The sequence below is a fragment of the Streptomyces subrutilus genome (genome assembly GCF_008704535.1).
GTDB lineage: Bacteria > Actinomycetota > Actinomycetes > Streptomycetales > Streptomycetaceae > Streptomyces > Streptomyces subrutilus.
Genome location: NZ_CP023701.1, coordinates 4,704,950 through 4,721,462 on the forward strand (window position 1 = coordinate 4,704,950; position 16,513 = coordinate 4,721,462).

Annotated in this window: 17 protein-coding genes and 1 tRNA gene; 8 read left to right on the forward strand and 10 right to left on the reverse strand. The window is 72.7% G+C overall.

Features of this window, described 5'->3' with window-relative positions; all coding sequences use genetic code 11:
• Nucleotides 1–5: 5 nt before the first annotated feature.
• Together CP968_RS20635 and CP968_RS20640 are read left to right on the forward strand one after the other, a co-directional pair.
• Nucleotides 6–2,339 (forward strand): hypothetical protein, encoded by a 2,334-nt coding sequence (locus CP968_RS20635; protein WP_150519410.1) that lies wholly within the window; start codon nt 6–8, stop codon nt 2,337–2,339.
• 192 nt (nt 2,340–2,531) lie between these two features.
• Nucleotides 2,532–3,068, forward strand: coding sequence for a hypothetical protein (locus CP968_RS20640; RefSeq protein ID WP_150519411.1), 537 nt, complete (start codon nt 2,532–2,534; stop codon nt 3,066–3,068).
• Between the two features lie 129 nt (nt 3,069–3,197).
• On the opposite strand, the gene CP968_RS20645 is transcribed toward CP968_RS20640, so the two are convergent.
• Together CP968_RS20645 and CP968_RS34935 are read right to left on the reverse strand one after the other, a co-directional pair.
• Nucleotides 3,198–3,269, reverse strand: a tRNA-Cys gene (locus CP968_RS20645).
• Between the two features lie 215 nt (nt 3,270–3,484).
• Entirely contained in the window at nt 3,485–3,781 is a 297-nt protein-coding gene (locus CP968_RS34935) for a zinc-binding dehydrogenase (protein WP_229886594.1), read from the reverse strand.
• A gap of 14 nt (nt 3,782–3,795) precedes the next feature.
• On the opposite strand from CP968_RS34935, the gene CP968_RS20655 reads away from it, so the two are divergent.
• The 6 genes from CP968_RS20655 to CP968_RS20680 all read left to right on the forward strand — a co-directional run bounded on the left by CP968_RS20655 (nt 3,796) and on the right by CP968_RS20680 (nt 9,895).
• Nucleotides 3,796–5,274, forward strand: a complete 1,479-nt coding sequence (locus tag CP968_RS20655) for an MFS transporter (RefSeq protein ID WP_150519412.1) — start codon at nt 3,796–3,798, stop codon at nt 5,272–5,274.
• 110 nt (nt 5,275–5,384) lie between these two features.
• Nucleotides 5,385–5,585 carry a hypothetical protein gene (locus CP968_RS20660; protein WP_150519413.1) on the forward strand — a complete coding sequence of 67 codons (201 nt, stop codon included), beginning with the start codon at nt 5,385–5,387 and terminating at the stop codon, nt 5,583–5,585.
• A complete protein-coding gene (locus CP968_RS20665) occupies nt 5,582–5,995 on the forward strand; it encodes a type II toxin-antitoxin system death-on-curing family toxin (protein ID WP_150519414.1) in 414 nt (137 codons plus the stop codon). Before CP968_RS20660 ends, CP968_RS20665 begins: the two co-directional genes overlap by 4 nt.
• Before the next feature lie 136 nt (nt 5,996–6,131).
• Complete coding sequence (locus tag CP968_RS20670; protein ID WP_150519415.1) at nt 6,132–7,916, forward strand: DEAD/DEAH box helicase; 1,785 nt, start codon at nt 6,132–6,134, stop codon at nt 7,914–7,916.
• A gap of 362 nt (nt 7,917–8,278) precedes the next feature.
• Nucleotides 8,279–8,920: an IclR family transcriptional regulator gene (locus CP968_RS20675; protein ID WP_150519416.1), complete on the forward strand. Its 642-nt coding sequence runs from the start codon at nt 8,279–8,281 to the stop codon at nt 8,918–8,920.
• Between the two features lie 177 nt (nt 8,921–9,097).
• Nucleotides 9,098–9,895, forward strand: a complete 798-nt coding sequence (locus CP968_RS20680) for a S16 family serine protease (protein WP_150519417.1) — start codon at nt 9,098–9,100, stop codon at nt 9,893–9,895.
• Here the strand turns inward: CP968_RS20680 and CP968_RS20685 are convergent.
• From CP968_RS20685 to CP968_RS20720, 8 genes are all read right to left on the reverse strand, one after another.
• Complete coding sequence (locus CP968_RS20685) at nt 9,834–11,126, reverse strand: MFS transporter (RefSeq protein WP_150519418.1); 1,293 nt, start codon at nt 11,124–11,126, stop codon at nt 9,834–9,836. The genes CP968_RS20680 and CP968_RS20685 overlap by 62 nt on opposite strands.
• On the reverse strand, nt 11,123–11,326 hold the full coding sequence (locus CP968_RS20690) for a hypothetical protein (RefSeq protein ID WP_150519419.1): 204 nt from the start codon (nt 11,324–11,326) through the stop codon (nt 11,123–11,125). The genes CP968_RS20685 and CP968_RS20690 overlap by 4 nt, the downstream gene beginning before the upstream one ends.
• A gap of 71 nt (nt 11,327–11,397) precedes the next feature.
• Nucleotides 11,398–12,006 (reverse strand): ArsR/SmtB family transcription factor, encoded by a 609-nt coding sequence (locus CP968_RS20695; RefSeq protein ID WP_150519420.1) that lies wholly within the window; start codon nt 12,004–12,006, stop codon nt 11,398–11,400.
• Nucleotides 12,007–12,167: 161 nt separating this feature from the next.
• Complete coding sequence (locus tag CP968_RS20700) at nt 12,168–13,166, reverse strand: glycine betaine ABC transporter substrate-binding protein (RefSeq protein WP_150519421.1); 999 nt, start codon at nt 13,164–13,166, stop codon at nt 12,168–12,170.
• The gene (locus tag CP968_RS20705; RefSeq protein WP_150519422.1) at nt 13,167–14,054 is read right to left on the reverse strand and encodes an ABC transporter permease; all 888 of its coding nucleotides are present in this window, start codon (nt 14,052–14,054) and stop codon (nt 13,167–13,169) included.
• On the reverse strand, nt 14,051–15,337 hold the full coding sequence (locus tag CP968_RS20710; RefSeq protein ID WP_189828948.1) for a betaine/proline/choline family ABC transporter ATP-binding protein: 1,287 nt from the start codon (nt 15,335–15,337) through the stop codon (nt 14,051–14,053). The genes CP968_RS20705 and CP968_RS20710 overlap by 4 nt, the downstream gene beginning before the upstream one ends.
• Nucleotides 15,330–15,977: an ABC transporter permease gene (locus tag CP968_RS20715; protein WP_150519423.1), complete on the reverse strand. Its 648-nt coding sequence runs from the start codon at nt 15,975–15,977 to the stop codon at nt 15,330–15,332. The genes CP968_RS20710 and CP968_RS20715 overlap by 8 nt, the downstream gene beginning before the upstream one ends.
• A gap of 35 nt (nt 15,978–16,012) precedes the next feature.
• Nucleotides 16,013–16,489 carry an Lrp/AsnC family transcriptional regulator gene (locus CP968_RS20720; protein WP_150519424.1) on the reverse strand — a complete coding sequence of 159 codons (477 nt, stop codon included), beginning with the start codon at nt 16,487–16,489 and terminating at the stop codon, nt 16,013–16,015.
• Nucleotides 16,490–16,513 lie beyond the last annotated feature (24 nt).

Genomic DNA, 16,513 nt, shown 5'->3' on the forward strand with positions numbered 1-16,513 from the left:
CCCGCATGCTGACGTACGAGAACGTGATCAACGCCCCCGTCGACAAGCTGCGGACGGCCGCCGCCGACTGGCAGGCGATGGCCGGAAAGCTCGACGAGCTGGCCGAGGCGGCGCGGGGCGGCATGAAGGCGAAGTCCGACAAGGCCCAGTGGAGCGGGGTCACCGCGGGCGTGGGGCGGCCCTTCGTCGACAAGACGGCCAAGGAGTTCGAGGACGCCGCCGAGGAGGCCAAGGGCGTCCACAAGGCGCTGACCGAAGGGCTCGCGGTCTTCACGTCGTCCAGGGAGCAGCTGAAGAGGATCGCCGCCGAGGAAGCCCCGGCGGCCGGCTTCCAGGTCGACGCGACCGGCCGGGTGAGCGCCGTCCCGCCGGCGACCGAGGGGGAGCGGAACGCGGCGCGCCACGACCCCGACCACCAGCGGTCCTTACGGGAGAACCGCGGGCTGTGGCAGCAGAAGATCGACGACATCATCGACACCTGCGACGACGTCGACCGTTCCCTGGCCCGCCTGCTCGGCGCCAACGTCACCGACGCCCACGACTTCGGCGGGCCCCGGTACGGCAGTCTCGACGCCGAGCAGGCGGGCCGCGCCGCCGACCTGGCGAAGAAGGGCCGCGACCTCGGCCACGACGAGCTCGTGGAGCTCAACGAACTGTTGGCCGACAACGCGAAGGTGCCGGAGTTCTCGAAGAACTTCTACGAGGCGCTCGGGCCCAGGGGCGCGCTCGAATTCTTCGGGTACATGTCGACGGACACGTACGACTACGCCCAGCTCGACGAGCAGCGGCTCAAGGACGTCCGGGAACTCCAGAAGAACCTGGGCATGAACCTGGCCACCGCCACGAACTCCACGACCCAGCCCCACCTCCCCGACAGCTACGCGCAGGAGCTGCGCAGGCTCGGCACCCAGCACATCCCGATCGCGAAGTACGACCAGAACCCGCCGTACGGCTACCAGCTGCTCGGCGGCATCATGCGCTACGGCACCTACGACCCCGGGTTCCTGGTCCCCATCGCCGAGCACGCCACCCAGATCCACGCCAAGGACCCGGACTTCTTCAACGGCACCCGCCACCTCAACGGGTACGGGAAGAACCTCTTCAACCCGTCCGGGGTCAACGGCGCCGGCTACGACCCGGTGGTGTCCTTCCTGGAGGCGATGGGGCACAGCCCCGACGCGGCGAAGCAGTTCTTCGACCCCGACCGCACGCCGCACGCGTACCAGCGGGACGGCACGGAGAAGTCCGGCCCGGCCGACCTCGGCAAGGGCGGGGACAAGAAGCCGATCACGAGCTACCTCGACTTCTTCGGCAACGAGAAGTACGACTTCACGATCGACATGGAGGGGACCAACCCCGACGACCTGAAGAAGGTCCAGCAGTACATGCCGGACGCCCTGGGCCACGCCCTGGAGGCGGCGACGCTCGGCCACGCGTGGGACGACCCGACGCCGAAGCTCGTCCGGGACGACACGTCGGCGAGCATCATGCAGGAGGTCGTCGGCATGTACGGCGGGAGCGCGGAGCTGCTCAAGAACCAGGAGTCGATGGCGGACAGCCTGGGACGGATGGGAGCGGGCTACATCGACGATCTGAACCACGGCTTGAACGAGAACCACCGGGACAGCGTGTTCGCGCGGGCCGGCGAGGGCCATGCGGAGTTCGAGCGGTATGACGCCCGGAAGTTCCTGAGCAGCCTGGGCCAGCATCCCGACTCCTACCTCACGATGTCGCGGGCGGAATCCGTCTTCCAGTCCTCGATGCTGGAGTCCCAGGTGGGTCCGGACGGCAAGCTCAACCAGAGCGGCCTCATGGAAACCGCCCGCACCGGTGGTGAGTTCCAGGGGATTCTTGACGAGTCGCGAGGCAAGCAGATCGACGCGAACGCCGAGAAGTGGATCAAGGACTACGACAAGGCCCTGGAAAAGCGTTCCGGATGGGTGGAGTTCGGTACGACGGCGGCCATCGCGGCCGGTGTCGCCTTCGCGCCGGCTACCGCGGTGGCGGCCGGAGCGGCAGCCGTGATCGTGCCGCTCGCCGTCGATACGGGCTCGGGGGCCCTGGAACAGATGGCCGGCGGGCTCATCCAGGACTGGTCCGATGCCGAGTCGGAACGCAAGAAGGACCAGGTGGAGGGCAGGGCCCACGAGGACAAGCAGGCCGTCTACCAGAACGGTGAAGAGCTGGCCCGCTCGCCTGTGAAGCACTTCCTGCGGCAACATCCGCCGAGCTCGGAAGATCCGTTCGACGAGGTGCTGAAGCAGTCCGTACTCACCGGCTACAACCACGGCTGGGGTCTTGAGCAGCACACGGGCAACGAGCCCGTGACCGAGAAGTAGGGGGCGCGGATGCGTGCAGGGAGGTCGGCGGGCGGCATCGGCCCTCGCCGCGTTGTGCGGATCGCCGCCTTCTTGGTGGGCGGGATGCTGCTCGTGGGCTGTAGTGGCGGAGCGGAGCCAGCCGGGCCGCCGGAGCAGGCGGAGGTGTCCGCGGGCGGGGCGTGCCCCGAGGGGATGCTGAACCCCGATGCGGTGAGCGGTGTCGAACGGGTGACCGGCACGAACCGGTTCCAGCGGCCGGACGCGGGCGAGAATCCGGGCGTCACATGGGTGGCCGGCGTGCTGGCCCGCGGCTACGCCAAGGACCGGGGGTCGCTGGGTGGAAGGGCGTGCGAGGTCACACCGTCGGACGAGAAGAACCGGAGGCGGGTCTCGGTGAGCTTCGAGATCCAGGGCGTGCTGCAGCGGACCGGCGAGCAGAGCGAGAGCGGAAAGGGCTACTACTGGGAGTACGCCCTGGGCCGCAACGCCCTGGCCCTGTCGGACAGGGCGAAGCTCTTCTTCGACTGTGCGAGCGCCCGCCTGGCGGGGGCCGACACGGCCGTTCCGGTCGCGGCGAGCGTGACGGTGTCGCACGGATCCGACGGGGACGATCCGCGGCTGCGCGAGGCCAACCTCGCCGTCGTGCACTCCGCTGCTCGCGCCTTGGCCGCGGAGCTGGGCTGCAAGGACGGCGGAGGTCTGCCGGAGAAGCTGACGGTCCAGGAGAAGTCGGCACGGACCAGGTAGCGCCCCCCGCCCCCCGCCCCGTGCCGGCCGACCGGCACGCAGGGTCGTCCAGGCCGTGTCCGGGGTGGTCCGGTCCGGGGAATGGCGAAGGCCGTCCGGGGGAGCGCCTGCCCCGGACGGCCCGCTGCGAAGCCGTGACCGGAATCGAACCGGCGTAACTCGCTTTGCAGGCGAGTCCCTCAACCACTCGGGCACACGGCTGGGTGGTGGTGATGTGCACGACCGTACGAGGGTGCGCGGGGGTGGGGGAAGGGGTTCGGGGGGCGTGCAATGCGACTGCCATGCCGCGTTCACAGTTCACAGTTCGCGGCTCCTGGCTCCTGGCTCCTGGCTCCCGGGTCGCGGCTCCCGGCTCTCGGTTCGCCTTTCGGCGGTTGGGGTCCGCGGGGGCGGGGGTTCGTGTGCTGGTGGGTCCGTCAGGTGCTACGGATGAGGTGTGTGCCGCGGACGCCGCCCGACTCCAAGGCCCGGTGGTGGGCCCACGCGATGGCGGAGAGCGGGCGGACGGTGTCCACCACGGGGCGGAGGATCCCGGCGTCGACCAGGCGGGCCAGTGCGAAACGGAACCTGGAACGGAACCGAGGGCGGAGTCGGGTCGGGCGCCGCTGCCCGCGTCGGCGCCGCTGGAGCTGCGCCGCCTCCCCATTGCGCCCTAGGTCCTCCGGCCGATACGGAATGCGACCAATTGACAGGGTCGAAAGAGGGCTACGCACCTTACTCTGGGGCGATGAGTGCCCTCGAACCCCGCGTGCCCCAGCTCGACGTCCCGGCCCCGCTCCCGCCGCCGGGCGGCGTCATGGGTCCCGCCTACCGGGCGCTCAGCGTCGGGATCATCTCCGTCGTCTTCCTTATCGCCTTCGAGGCCACCGCCGTCGGCACGGCCATGCCCGTCGCCGCCCGCGAGCTGGACGGGATCGGGCTCTACGCCTTCGCCTTCTCGGCCTACTTCACGACCAGCCTCTTCGGCATGGTCCTGTCCGGGCAGTGGGCCGACCGGCAGGGACCGCTGCGGCCCCTGGCGGTCGGCATCGGTGCCTTCGCCGCCGGGCTGGCGCTGTCCGGGACGGCCGGCGCCATGTGGGTGTTCGTGCTCGGGCGGGCGGTGCAGGGCTTCGGCGGCGGCCTGGTGATCGTCGCGCTCTACGTGGTGGTCAGCCGGGCCTACGAGGAGCGGCTGCGCCCCGCGATCATGGCGGCGTTCGCCGCGAGCTGGGTGGTGCCGTCCATCGTGGGGCCGCTGGCCTCCGGGACCGTGACCGAACACCTGGGCTGGCGCTGGGTGTTCCTCGGGATGCCGGTGCTCGTCGTCGTCCCGCTGATCGTCGCCCTCCCCGCCATCCGCCGCACCGCCTCCGGGCCCGTCGACACCGGCGCCCCCGCCGCCGCCTTCGACCGGCGGCGCATCCGCCTCGCGCTGATGATCTCGACGGGAGCGGGACTGCTCCAGTACGCCGCCCAGGACCTGCGGTGGCTGTCGCTGCTCCCGGCCGCCGCGGGCGCCGCGCTGATGGTGCCCGCGGTGCTCGGGCTGCTGCCGCGCGGCACGTACCGGGCGCGGCGCGGTCTGCCGTCGGTGGTGCTGCTGCGCGGGGTCGCGGCCGGGTCGTTCATCGCGGCGGAGAGTTTCGTGCCGCTGATGCTCGTCACGCAGCGGGGGCTGAGCCCGACGCTCGCCGGGTTCTCGCTCGCGCTGGGCGGGGTGACCTGGGCGGGCGGTTCCTGGCTGCAGTCGAAGGCGCGGATGGAGCCCTACCGGGAGCGGTTGATCGTGGGCGGGATGGTGCTGGTGGCGCTGGCGATCGCGGCCGCGCCGGCCGTGCTGGTCCCGTCCGTGCCGGTGTGGACGCTGGCCCTGGCGTGGGCCGTCGGCTGCCTCGGGATGGGGCTGGTGATCGGTTCCACGAGCGTGCTGCTGCTCAAGCTGTCGGCGCCGGAGGAGGCGGGCAACAACTCCGCCGCCCTGCAGATCTCGGACGGGCTGGCGAACGTGGTGCTGCTGGCCGCCGGCGGCGCCGCCTTCGCCGCGCTCGGCGGGGGAGCGGTGGGCGCCGCGCACGCGGTCGCGGACGGCGCGGCCGGAGCCTCGCACCCCGGGGCGTTCGTCGTGGTCTTCCTGCCGATGGCGTGCGTCGCGCTCGTCGGGGCGTGGGTGGCGACGCGCCTGCACGCCGAACCTGCCGCCCGGCCCGTCCGGCCCGCCGCCTGAGCGCCCCCGGCGGGTGCCGGGCCGGCCGGAAGAGCAGGGGCCGGCCGGAAGAGCAGGGGCCGGGCGAAAAGCAGGGCCCCGGGGGGCGGGCGGGCCCGTAGGGTCGCGGGATGGACGAGCTGATCATCGCACTGGGCGCCGCCGAGCGGGCGGCGCTGGCCGACCTGGCCGACGCCACCGCGAGCACCCCGCAGGAGGTCGCCCTGGCGGCCGTACGGGCCCACCTGGCCGCCGAGCGCGCGCGGACCGGCGCCGTCGCCGGCCGGCTCGCGGAGCAGCACGCCGACCTCCTGCGACGGCTCGGCGCATGAGCGCCCGCGACACCGCGCCGGTCTCCGCCCCCGTCCGCCACCTCACGCTCGTCGAGGTGCTCGACCTGGCGGAGCACGCCTGCCTCGCCCAGGGGCAGCCCGTCGAGCTGCGGGAGCCCGGGCTGCTGGAGTCCGCCGTGCACCGGCCGCGGGCCCGGATGTTCGGGACGCCGGCCTGGGCGGACCCGTACGAGCAGGCCGCCGCGCTGCTGCACGGCATCGCCGCCAACCACCCCCTGGTCGACGGCAACAAGCGCACCGCTTGGCTGGCCGCCGCGACCTTCCTCGCCCTGAACGGGGTCGACCTCGGGCCCGTCGACCAGCGCGCCGCCTACGACCTGGTCGTCGACGTGGCCGCCGGGGCCGAGCCGGAGCCCGCCCGGATCGCGGAACGGCTGCGCCGGATGTGACGCTCGCCGCACCGCCCGAGGTCACGGGCCCGTCCCTCCGCGCGGGGCGGGCCCGGGCCGGTAGGGTGGCCCGGTTGTCCTACGTACGACTGCCCGTACCAGTACGCGAGTACGCCGAGAGCACGAACCGGAGACCGTGACTACTACCGCCTCCCACCACCTCTCACCCGCCTTCCCCGGCCGCGCCCCGTGGGGCACCGCCAGCGCGCTGCGCGCCTGGCAGCAGGGGGCGCTGGACCGCTACATCCAGACGCAGCCGCGGGACTTCCTCGCGGTCGCGACGCCCGGCGCCGGGAAGACCACCTTCGCGCTGACCATGGCCTCCTGGCTGCTGCACCACCACGTCGTCCAGCAGGTGACCGTGGTCGCGCCGACCGAGCACCTGAAGAAGCAGTGGGCGGAGGCGGCCGCCCGGATAGGGATCCGCCTCGACCCCGAGTACTCCGCGGGACCGCTGAGCAAGGACTACCACGGCGTCGCCGTCACCTATGCCGGTGTCGGCGTCCGCCCGATGCTGCACCGCAACCGCTGCGAGCAGCGCAAGACCCTGGTGATCCTCGACGAGATCCACCACGCGGGCGACTCGAAGTCCTGGGGCGAGGCCTGCCTGGAGGCCTTCGACCCGGCGACCCGCCGCCTGGCGCTGACCGGCACCCCCTTCCGGTCCGACACCAACCCGATCCCCTTCGTCACGTACGAGGAGGGCAACGACGGCATCCGGCGCTCCTCCGCCGACTACACCTACGGCTACGGCAACGCGCTGACCGACGGCGTCGTGCGGCCGGTCATCTTCCTCTCCTACAGCGGCAACATGCGCTGGCGCACCAAGGCGGGCGACGAGATCGCCGCGCGCCTGGGCGAACCGATGACCAAGGACGCCGTCTCGCAGGCCTGGCGCACCGCGCTGGACCCGCGCGGCGACTGGATGCCGAACGTGCTGCGCGCCGCCGACCGGCGCCTGACCGAGGTCCGCAAGGGCATCCCGGACGCGGGCGGCCTGGTCATCGCCTCCGACCAGGACTCGGCGCGCGCCTACGCCAAGCTGCTGCGCGAGATCACCGGCAGCAAGGCGACCGTCGTGCTGTCCGACGACACCGGGGCGTCGAAGCGGATCGACGAGTTCAGTGTGGACGGCAGCCGCTGGATGGTCGCGGTCCGCATGGTGTCCGAGGGGGTCGACGTGCCGCGGCTGGCGGTCGGCGTCTACGCGACGACGATCTCCACCCCGCTGTTCTTCGCGCAGGCCGTCGGACGTTTCGTGCGTTCGCGCAGGCGCGGCGAGACCGCGTCGGTGTTCCTTCCCACCATCCCCTACCTGCTCGGCTTCGCCAACGAGATGGAGGTCGAGCGCGACCACGTGCTCGACAAGCCGAAGAAGCAGGGCGAGGAGGACCCGTACGCCGAGTCCGAGAAGGAGATGGACGAGGCGAACCGGCAGGAGGACGAGGACACCGGCGAGGAGGAGCAGATGTCCTTCGAGGCGCTGGAGTCCGACGCCGTCTTCGACCGGGTCCTCTACGACGGTGCCGAGTTCGGCATGCAGGCCCACCCGGGCAGCGAGGAGGAGCAGGACTACCTCGGCATCCCCGGGCTGCTGGAGCCGGACCAGGTGCAGATGCTGCTCCAGAAGCGGCAGTCCCGGCAGATCGCCCACAGCCGCCGCAAGCCGGACGCCGACGCGGACCTGCTGGAGCTCCCGGCCGACCGGCGGCCCGTGGTCTCCCACAAGGAGCTGCTGGAGCTGCGCAAGTCGCTGAACACGATGGTCGGCGCCTACGTCCACCAGAGCGGCAAGCCGCACGGGGTGATCCACACGGAGCTGCGCCGGGTGTGCGGCGGTCCGCCGAGCGCGGAGGCGACGGCGGGTCAGCTGCGGGAGCGGATCAAGAAGGTCCAGGAGTGGGCCACCCGCATGCGGTGAGCCGTTCGTACAGGGTCGGGGCCGGGGTCCGTGCGGAGGTTCGCACGGACCCCGGCCCGGTCGAACGCCCCCTGGACGGGCGGGAGGTAGGGGTGCGGGGGCCGGCAGCAGGTCACGAAACGACACCGGGATCGATCAGTAATCGGCATAAAGAGGTAAGAGGCGCCCGGATTCTGGACGAGCCCTTCCGCTGAGCGAACCTGCTCGCTACTGTCCCCGCATCGAACGCACCGTGGCAGCGCCGCCGCGGGAGCGCAGCCGGTGCCATGGCCGCTACCGGCGGCCTCTCCGTGCGCCGCCGCGGGACCGGCGGCGCGCCACCCCGAGAGTCACCGCCGCCCACCGAAAGAGGGAGAGGCGTCGTGACCGCGGAAACCTCCCAGACTCTCGACAGAGGGCTCAGAGTCCTGAAACTGCTCGCCGACACCGACCACGGTCTGACCGTCACCGAGCTCTCCAACCGCCTCGGTGTCAACCGCACCGTGGTCTACCGGCTCCTCGCCACCCTCGAACAGCACGCCCTGGTCCGCCGCGACCTCGGCGGGCGGGCCCGCGTCGGCCTCGGGGTGCTGCGACTGGGCCGGCAGGTGCACCCGCTCGTACGCGAGGCGGCCCTGCCCGCGCTGCGGTCCCTCGCCGAGGACATAGGCGCCACCGCGCACCTGACCCTCGTCGACGGCACCGAGGCGCTGGCCGTGGCGGTCGTCGAGCCGACCTGGACGGACTACCACGTGGCCTACCGGCCCGGCTTCCGGCACCCGCTGGACCGCGGGGCCGCCGGACGGGCCATCCTGGCCGCCCGCCAGGGCTCGCTGATCGAGCCCGGGTACACCCTGACCCACGGCGAGCTCGAAGCGGGCGCCAGCGGGGCCGCCGCGCCGCTCGTGGGGATCACCGGGCTGGAGGGCAGCGTCGGCGTCGTGATGCTGGCCGACGCGGTGCCGGAGCGCGTGGGCCCCCGGGTGGTCGACGCGGCCCGCGAGGTCGCGGACGCCCTGCGCTAGGTCGTCTGGCAGGCCGCCCGACGGCTGCCCCCGGATCCGTCCCGCGGGCCCGTGCCCCGGCCGGGGCACGGGCCCGCGGGGCGGCCGGGGCGGCCGGGGCGGCCGGGGCGGCCGGGGCGGCCGGGGCGGCCGGGGCGGCCGGGGCGGCCGGGGCGGGTGGGCCGATAGATTGGGCGGGTGCTCTCTCGTCTCTCACGTCTGCCGCTTCCCGCCGCCCTGGCCGTGTGCGCCGTGCCCGTCGTCGGGCTCCTCGCCGTCGCCGCCTTCGCGCCGCTGCCCTTCGTGATCGCCCAGCCCGGACTCACGGCCGACGTGCTCGGCGACCGGGACGGCAAGGCCGTCATCGCCGTCGACGGCGCACCGACCCGCGCGACCAGGGGCCAACTGCGCATGACCACCATCCAGGCCACCGGACCGTCCACCACGGTGACCCTGCCGCACCTCGTCGACAACTGGTTCGACACCACCCGCGCGGTCATGCCGAAATCGTCCGTCTACTCCTCGGGCGGAACCGACAAGGAGATCGAAGCGCACAATCTGGAGGAAATGGCCAAGTCGCAGTCGACCGCCACCGACGCCGCCCTCGGCTTCCTCCACAAGAACCCCGAGGACGTGCGCGTCCGGCTGAACCTCGCCGACGTCGGCGGCCCGAGCGCCGGACTGCTCTTCTCCCTCGGCATCGTCGACAAGCTCGACGGCGACGGCAGCGGCGGCGACCTCACCGGCGGCCGCACCATCGCCGGCACCGGCACCATCAGCGCCGGCGGCCGGGTCGGCCCGGTCGGCGGGGTGGCCCTCAAGACGCAGGCCGCGCGGCGCGACGGGGCGACCGTGTTCCTCGTACCGAAGGACGAGTGCTCCGACGCCCGGTCCGAACTCCCCGCGGGCCTGCGCCTCATCCCCGTCGGCACGCTCACCGACGCGGTGGAGTCGCTGCGGTCGCTGGACCGGGGAGGGGCCGTTCCGTCCTGCTGACGGCCGGCGGCCCGGCGGCGTCCAGCCCGCGCCAGGCCGGGAAGACCAGCGGGGCCAGCGTCGTCAGCAGGTACGCCCCGCCGAACAGCAGCAGCGCCACGGTCGCCCCGAACCCCTCGACCAGCAGCCCCGCCGCCAGCCCGCCCAGCGGCATGGTCAGCTCGCAGCCCGCCGTGGTCACCCCGGACACCCGGCTGCGCAGCTCCTGCGGCACCTGCTCGTAGATCACCGTGGTCAGGATCGGGTTGAGCATCCCCGCCCCCAGCCCGGCCAGCGCCATCGTCACCGCCAGCGGCAGCGTCGTGTCCGTGCAGGCGGCCACCACGTACCGGGTCGCGCCGGAGGCCAGGAAGGCCGCGGCGAAGACCGCCCGGCGCGGGAAGCGCTCGCCCCACGCCCCGTACAGCAGGGCGCCCAGCAGGGCGGAGCCGCCGAAGAGGGAGATCATCAGGCCGAGCGAGCCGGCCCCGCCGAGCTCCTCGGTGCCGTGCACGGGCAGCAGGACCGAGGACCAGCCCTGGTCGAGGCCGTTGGTCATCATCACCATCAGCGTGATGCCCGTCAGCAGCCGCGAACGGGCCAGGAAGGCCCAGCCCTCGGCCATCTCCGCCCGGTACGCGGCGAACGAGGCCTCCGCCCCGCCGCGCTGCGGCTCGGCCGCCGGGACCCCGCGCAGGAACGCCGACACCAGCAGCGCCGAGGCCCCGAAGGTCGCCGCGTCCAGCAGCAGTACGGTCTCGGCGCCGAACGCCGCGATGAGCAGCCCGGCCACCGCCGCCCCGATCATCCGGGCACCGCGGGAGACGGCGTCGTAGAGGCCGGCCGCCCGGGTCAGACCGGTGCCGGCGTGCTCGGCGAGGTCGGGCAGCAGCACGTAGCGGGCGGTCAGCCCCGGGGTGTGCACGAGACCGCCGACGGCCATCAGCGCGCACAGCATCCAGAACTCCAGCAGGCCCGCGTAGTGCAGCAGCGGGATCGCGCCCACCGCGACACCGCAGATCAGGTCGGAGGCGGCCGAGACGCGGCGGCGGCCGATGCGGTCGATGAACGGGCCGCCGACGAGCGCGGCCACGACGACGGGCAGGGTCGCGCAGAAGGCGACGACCCCGGCCCGGGCGGGGCTGCCCGTGGTCTGCAGCACGAACCACGGGACGCCGATGAGGGTCAGCGAACTCCCGGCTATGGAGATGGTGTTGGCGGCCAGGACGGCGGCGAAGGGCCGCCGGTTCACGCGGTGCGCCGCTGGACGCGGGCGGGCGTGTGGGCCGGGCGCGTCAGGCGCACGCCGGCCGCGATCAGGGCCTGGCCGAGCCGGTCGCGCAGGGCGGGCGCGGCAGGGGCTGCCGCCCGGGCGAGCCGCTCGGCCGCGGCCTCGGCGGCCAGCTCGACGGCGCGGCCGGCGTGCGTCCGGGCATGGCTGTAGGCGTGCACGGCGGAACTCCTTCGGGGGCTGCGGAACGGGTGGGAGGGGGCGGGTCGCGGCAGGAGCCGAAGGGGAACGCCTAGGGCGCGTCGCGGGCGCCGGTGCGGCGCGGGAAGGCGTGGGTGTGGACGCGGACCGACTCCGCGCCCTCGGCGGCCGGCAGGTCGCGGTACTCGTTCACCAACGCGTGCATCCGCCGGACCAGTTCGAGGCTCTGGGCGGGCGTCAGCCGCAGGGTGAAGTCGCTGAGGTCCGCACCGCGCCGCCACTCCTGTGACCAGCTGTGGGCGTCGCCGAGCCAGGTGCCCATCTCCTGCGTGTGGATCGTCGCGATCTCGTGCAGGAAGAGGTCCGCCGCCCCCCGGGTCGCGGGGTCGTCGTCGTAGGCCAGCGTCTCGTCGAAGGCCGTGCCGTCGTGCACGGCGCGCCACCACCGCTCGCGGCCCTTGCCGTGCCCGGGCGCGTCCTCGACGAAGCCGTGGGCGGCCAGCTGGCGCAGGTGGTAGCTGGTGGCACCGCTGGACTCGCCGAGCCGTCCGGCCAGTTGGGAGGCCGTGGCCGGGCCGTCGTGGCGCAGGGTGGCCAGCATCCGCATGCGCAGCGGATGGGCCAGGCCGCGCAGGGAGCGGGCGTCGAGCAGGTGGACCTGCGGCTGTCGGGGGTCCGGGGTCTGCGGGGTGTCGGGCATGCCTCGACGATAGAGTTGCAAAGGTTCCTGTGCAAGGGTTTCTTTGCAACATCTTCTTTGGATCGTCTTCTTCGGAGCATCTTCTGCGGGAGGTCTTCTCCGGAACCCTCCCCGGGACGTCCGGCCGGACCCCGGGGCCTGCGGGGCCGGCCCGCGACCGCTCAGCCCTCCTTGATGAAGCCCTCCTTCAACAGCCAGTCCTTCGCCACCTGGTGCGGGTCCTGCCCCTCCACGTCCACCTTGGCGTTCAGCTCCTGCGCCACGCCGGTCGTCAGCTTCGCCGTCACCGGGTCCAGCAGCTTCGCGATGACCGGGTACTTCGCGAACGTCTTGGCGTTGATCGCCGGGGCCGCGTTGTAGTTCGGGAAGAAGCGCTTGTCGTCCTCCATCACGTCCAGGTCCATCGCCCTGATCCGGCCGTCCGTCGTGAACGCCTCGCCCAGCAGGCAGGAGTCGGACTTCGAGACCTGCGTGTAGATGATCCCGGCATCCATCTTCCGGATGTTGCCCGCCGGGATCCTCATCCCGTACGCCTTCTCCATGCCGGGCAGCCCGTCCTCCCGCGAGGCGAACTCGTTCTCCACGCACAGCGTCACCGCCGACGGGTCCCTGCGGGCCAGCTCCGCCACGTCCGACAGGGTCTTCAGCCCGTACTTGGCGTTGTTCTTCCTGCTGATGGCCAGCGTGTAGGTGTTGTTGAGGGAGGCCGGCGGCAGCCACACCACGCCGTTGCGCACGTCCGCGTCGCGCACCGCCCGCCACTGCTCCCGCGGGTCGTCGATCGGCTCGGTGTTGCCCAGGTACGTGATCCACGCGGTGCCCGTGTACTCGTACATCGCGTCCGCGTCGCCCTTGCGGACCGCCTCGCGCGCGCTGATCGAGCCGGGCAGGTTGGTGCGGTCCAGGACCTCCGCACCGGCCGCCTCGAAGACCAGCCCGATGATCTGGCCGAGCACGATGTTCTCGCTGAAGTTCTTCGAGGCGACCGTGAGCGAGGCGCCCTTGAGCGGTTCGCCCCGCCCCACCGAGCCCGGTACGACGTCGTCCACCATCGGGGACCCGCTCTTGAGCCCGCAGCCCGCCAGGGCCAGGGCGAGCGCCGCCAGCGCGGCCACCCCGCGCGGCGCGCCCGCCCTCCCGCGTGTGCCGAAGGTGCCCATCTACGCCTCCAGCCCGCGCGGGGTCAAGGCCGTCTCCGCCAGCGTGGCCAGCCAGTCCACGAACAGGGCCAGCACCACCGTCAGCACCGACCCCACGATCAGGACCGGCATCCGCTGGGTCTGGATGCCCGAGGTGATCAGGTCGCCCAGGCCGCCGCCCCCGCCGAAGGTGGCCAGGGTCGCGGTGCCGACGTTCAGGACCAGGGCCGTCCGTACGCCCGCCAGGATCAGCGGGACGGCCAGCGGCAGTTCGACCTTCCGCAGCACGCCCGCCGCCGACATCCCGATCCCGCGCGCGGCCTCCACCAGCTGCGGGTCGATGGCCCGCAGCCCGGCCACGGTGTTGGACAGCACGGGCAGCACGGCGTACGCGACCATGCCGATGACGGCGGTCGAGGGGCCGATGCCGAGCCAGATCACCAGCAGGGCCAGCAGGCCGATGGCCGGCGCGGCCTGCCCGATGTTGGCGACGGCGGTCACCAGCGGCGCCGCCCGGCGCAGCCCGCGACGGGTCAGGGCGATGCCGAGCGGGATCGCGATGACCAGCACCCAGAAGGTGGAGACGGCGGTGAGCCCGATGTGCTGGCGCAGCCGGAGCATCACGTTGCCGCCGCCCAGCGAGTTCCGTTCGATCGCGTCCAGCGGGATGTTCGTGATCCACAGGTACAGGGCCAGCACCACCAAGGCCAGGGCGGCCGGCGGAAGCACCAGCATGCGCCAGGTGATCCGCCGGGCCGGCCGGGCCGCGGCGCCGGGACCGCCGGGCGCCTGCGGCCCGTCCGTCGCGCCGGGCCCCTCCGCGAGCTCGTCGCGGAACGAGAGGCCCTTGACCTCGTGCTCGCCGGGCGGCCGTTCACCGGGGGAGCGCTGCGGGTGGGCGGTGGTCATGAGCGGCCCCCACCGCCCTCCAGCTCCTCCTCGGTGCGGTGGTGGCGCAGCTCCTCCAGGTCGTGCCGGTGTTCGGCGGCCGCCAGCCGGTCCGCCTCCAGCATCTCGTGCACCGAGTTCATCAGGGTCTCCATGTCCACCACGCCGATGTACTCGCCGCGCCGCCCGGTGACCGCGACCCGGCCCCCGCTGTCGGTCAGCACCGCCTCCAGGGCGTCGTGCAGGGTGGCGTCCCGGGTCACGGTGTCGTGCACGAGCTGGCCGGCGCGGGCCAGCGAGCCCTTGGCGCGCATCAGGTCGCCGCGCCGCAGCCACTTGTACGGGCGGCCGCGCCGGTCCAGCATCAGCAGCTCGTTGGTGGCGCCGCCGCGCAGGGTGGTGAAGATCCGCTGGAGCGGGTCGTCCACCGAGACGGTCGGGAAGTCGGCGATCTCCACGTCCCGCACGCGGGTCAGGTTGAGCCGTTTGAGGGCCGCGCCCGCGCCGACGAAACCGGAGACGAAGTCGTCGGTCGGGTTGGTGAGGATGGCCTCGGGGGTGTCGAACTGGGCGATGTGCGAGCGCTCGCGCAGCACCGCGATCCGGTCGCCCAGCTTGATGGCCTCGTCGAAGTCGTGGGTGACGAAGACGATCGTCTTGTGCAGCTCGTGCTGGAGGCGGATCAGCTCGTCCTGGAGGTGGTCGCGGGTGATCGGGTCGACCGCCCCGAAGGGCTCGTCCATCAGCAGGACGGGCGGGTCGGCGGCCAGCGCCCGGGCCACCCCGACGCGCTGCTGCTGGCCGCCGGAGAGCTGGCGGGGGTAGCGGCCGTGGAACTCGCGCGGATCGAGCCCGACCAGGTCGAGCATCTCCTCGACCCGGTCCTTGACCCCCGCCTTGGACCAGCCCGTCATCTTCGGCACGAGGGCGATGTTCTCGGCGACCGTCATGTGCGGGAACAGCCCCGAGGACTGGATCGCGTAGCCGATCTTGCGGCGCAGCTTGACCGGGTCCATGTCGGTGACGTCCTCGTCGCCGATCCGGATGCGGCCGGAGCTGGGCTCGATCAGCCGGTTGATCATCTTCAGGGTGGTGGACTTGCCGCAGCCCGAGGGGCCGACGAAGACGACCGTCTCGCCCGCCCGGATCTCCATCGAGACGTCGTCGACGGCGGGGTTCGGATTGCCCGGGTAGCGCTTGGAGAGGTTCTCCAGCCGGATGGTCGCGCCGGAGGTGCTGCTCGCGGCCGGGACGCCGGCCTGCTCGGGGGCTCCGCCGCTCGCGGGGCCGGTGGGCTCAGGCACGGATTCCCCTCGGGATGGTCAGACGGCCGAGCAGGACGTACGCGGCATCGAAGAGCAGGGCGAGGACGACGATCCCGATGGTCCCCGCCAGGACCTGGTTGAGGGCGTTGGCGCTGCCCAGTGAGGCGATCCCGCGGAAGATCTCGTTCCCGAGGCCCGGGCCGGAGGCGTACGCGGCGATCGCGGCGATGCCCATCAGCATCTGCGTGGAGACGCGGATGCCGGTCAGGATCGGCGGCCAGGCCAGCGGCAGCTCCACCTTCAGCAGCCGGGCCGCACGGGACATCCCGATGCCCTTGGCCGCGTCGACCAGCGACGGGTCCACCCCGCGCAGCCCCACGATGGAGTTCCGGACGATCGGCAGCAGCCCGTACAGGGTCAGGGCGATCACGGTCGGTGGCACTCCGAGCCCGACCAGCGGGATCAGCAGGCCGATCAGGGCCAGCGAGGGGACCGTCAGGATGGTGGCGGTGGAGGTGATCGCGAAGTTGCCGCCCCAGCCGCTGCGGTAGCTGAGCAGGCCGATCGCGATGCCGAGCACGGTCGCGACGACCATGCACTGGAAGACGGCGCTGGCGTGCTGGAAGGCGTCGGTGAGGAGCTGTTCGTGACGGCTGGACAGATAGCGCCAGAAGCTCACGCCGTGTCACCTCGTCCCGTGCCGGGCCGCCAGGGTCAGCGACTGTCGTCCTCGGCCGCTTGTTCGACCAGGGGGATGATCCGCAAGGGCACGGGGTTCTCCATGACGATCGCCGTGGAGGCCCGCACGATGCCATCAAAACCGACGACCCGGTCGATCACCCGCTGGAGATCGGCGTTGGAACGGGCCACGAGCCGGCACAGCATGTCCCCGTGACCCGTCGTCGTGTGCAGCTCCAGCACCTCCGGCACCCCGTCCAAGTGGGCCCGTACGTCCACCCCTTGGCCCTGTTTGATCTCCAGCGTGGCGAAGGCGGTCACCGGGTAGCCGAGGGCCGTCGGATCCACCTGCGGCCCGAACCCGCGGATGACTCCGTTCGACTGAAGCCGGTCCAGCCGGGCCTGCACGGTGCCGCGCGCCACGCCGAGCCGCCGCGAGGCCTCCAGCACCCCGATCCGGGGCTCGCGGGCGAGCAGGACGATGAGCCGGCCGTCGAGGTCGTCGATGCCCATGGATGCCTCCGGGGTCCGCGAGGG

Coding starts and splice junctions, on each gene's coding strand:
- CP968_RS20720 (WP_150519424.1), bottom strand. CDS start 16,489: ATGGGCATCGACGACCTCGACGGCCGGCTCATCGTCCTGCTCGCCCGC.
- CP968_RS20660 (WP_150519413.1), top strand. CDS start 5,385: ATGGACGAGCTGATCATCGCACTGGGCGCCGCCGAGCGGGCGGCGCTG.
- CP968_RS20695 (WP_150519420.1), bottom strand. CDS start 12,006: ATGCCCGACACCCCGCAGACCCCGGACCCCCGACAGCCGCAGGTCCAC.
- CP968_RS20655 (WP_150519412.1), top strand. CDS start 3,796: ATGAGTGCCCTCGAACCCCGCGTGCCCCAGCTCGACGTCCCGGCCCCG.
- CP968_RS20665 (WP_150519414.1), top strand. CDS start 5,582: ATGAGCGCCCGCGACACCGCGCCGGTCTCCGCCCCCGTCCGCCACCTC.
- CP968_RS20635 (WP_150519410.1), top strand. CDS start 6: ATGCTGACGTACGAGAACGTGATCAACGCCCCCGTCGACAAGCTGCGG.
- CP968_RS20705 (WP_150519422.1), bottom strand. CDS start 14,054: ATGACCACCGCCCACCCGCAGCGCTCCCCCGGTGAACGGCCGCCCGGC.
- CP968_RS20700 (WP_150519421.1), bottom strand. CDS start 13,166: ATGGGCACCTTCGGCACACGCGGGAGGGCGGGCGCGCCGCGCGGGGTG.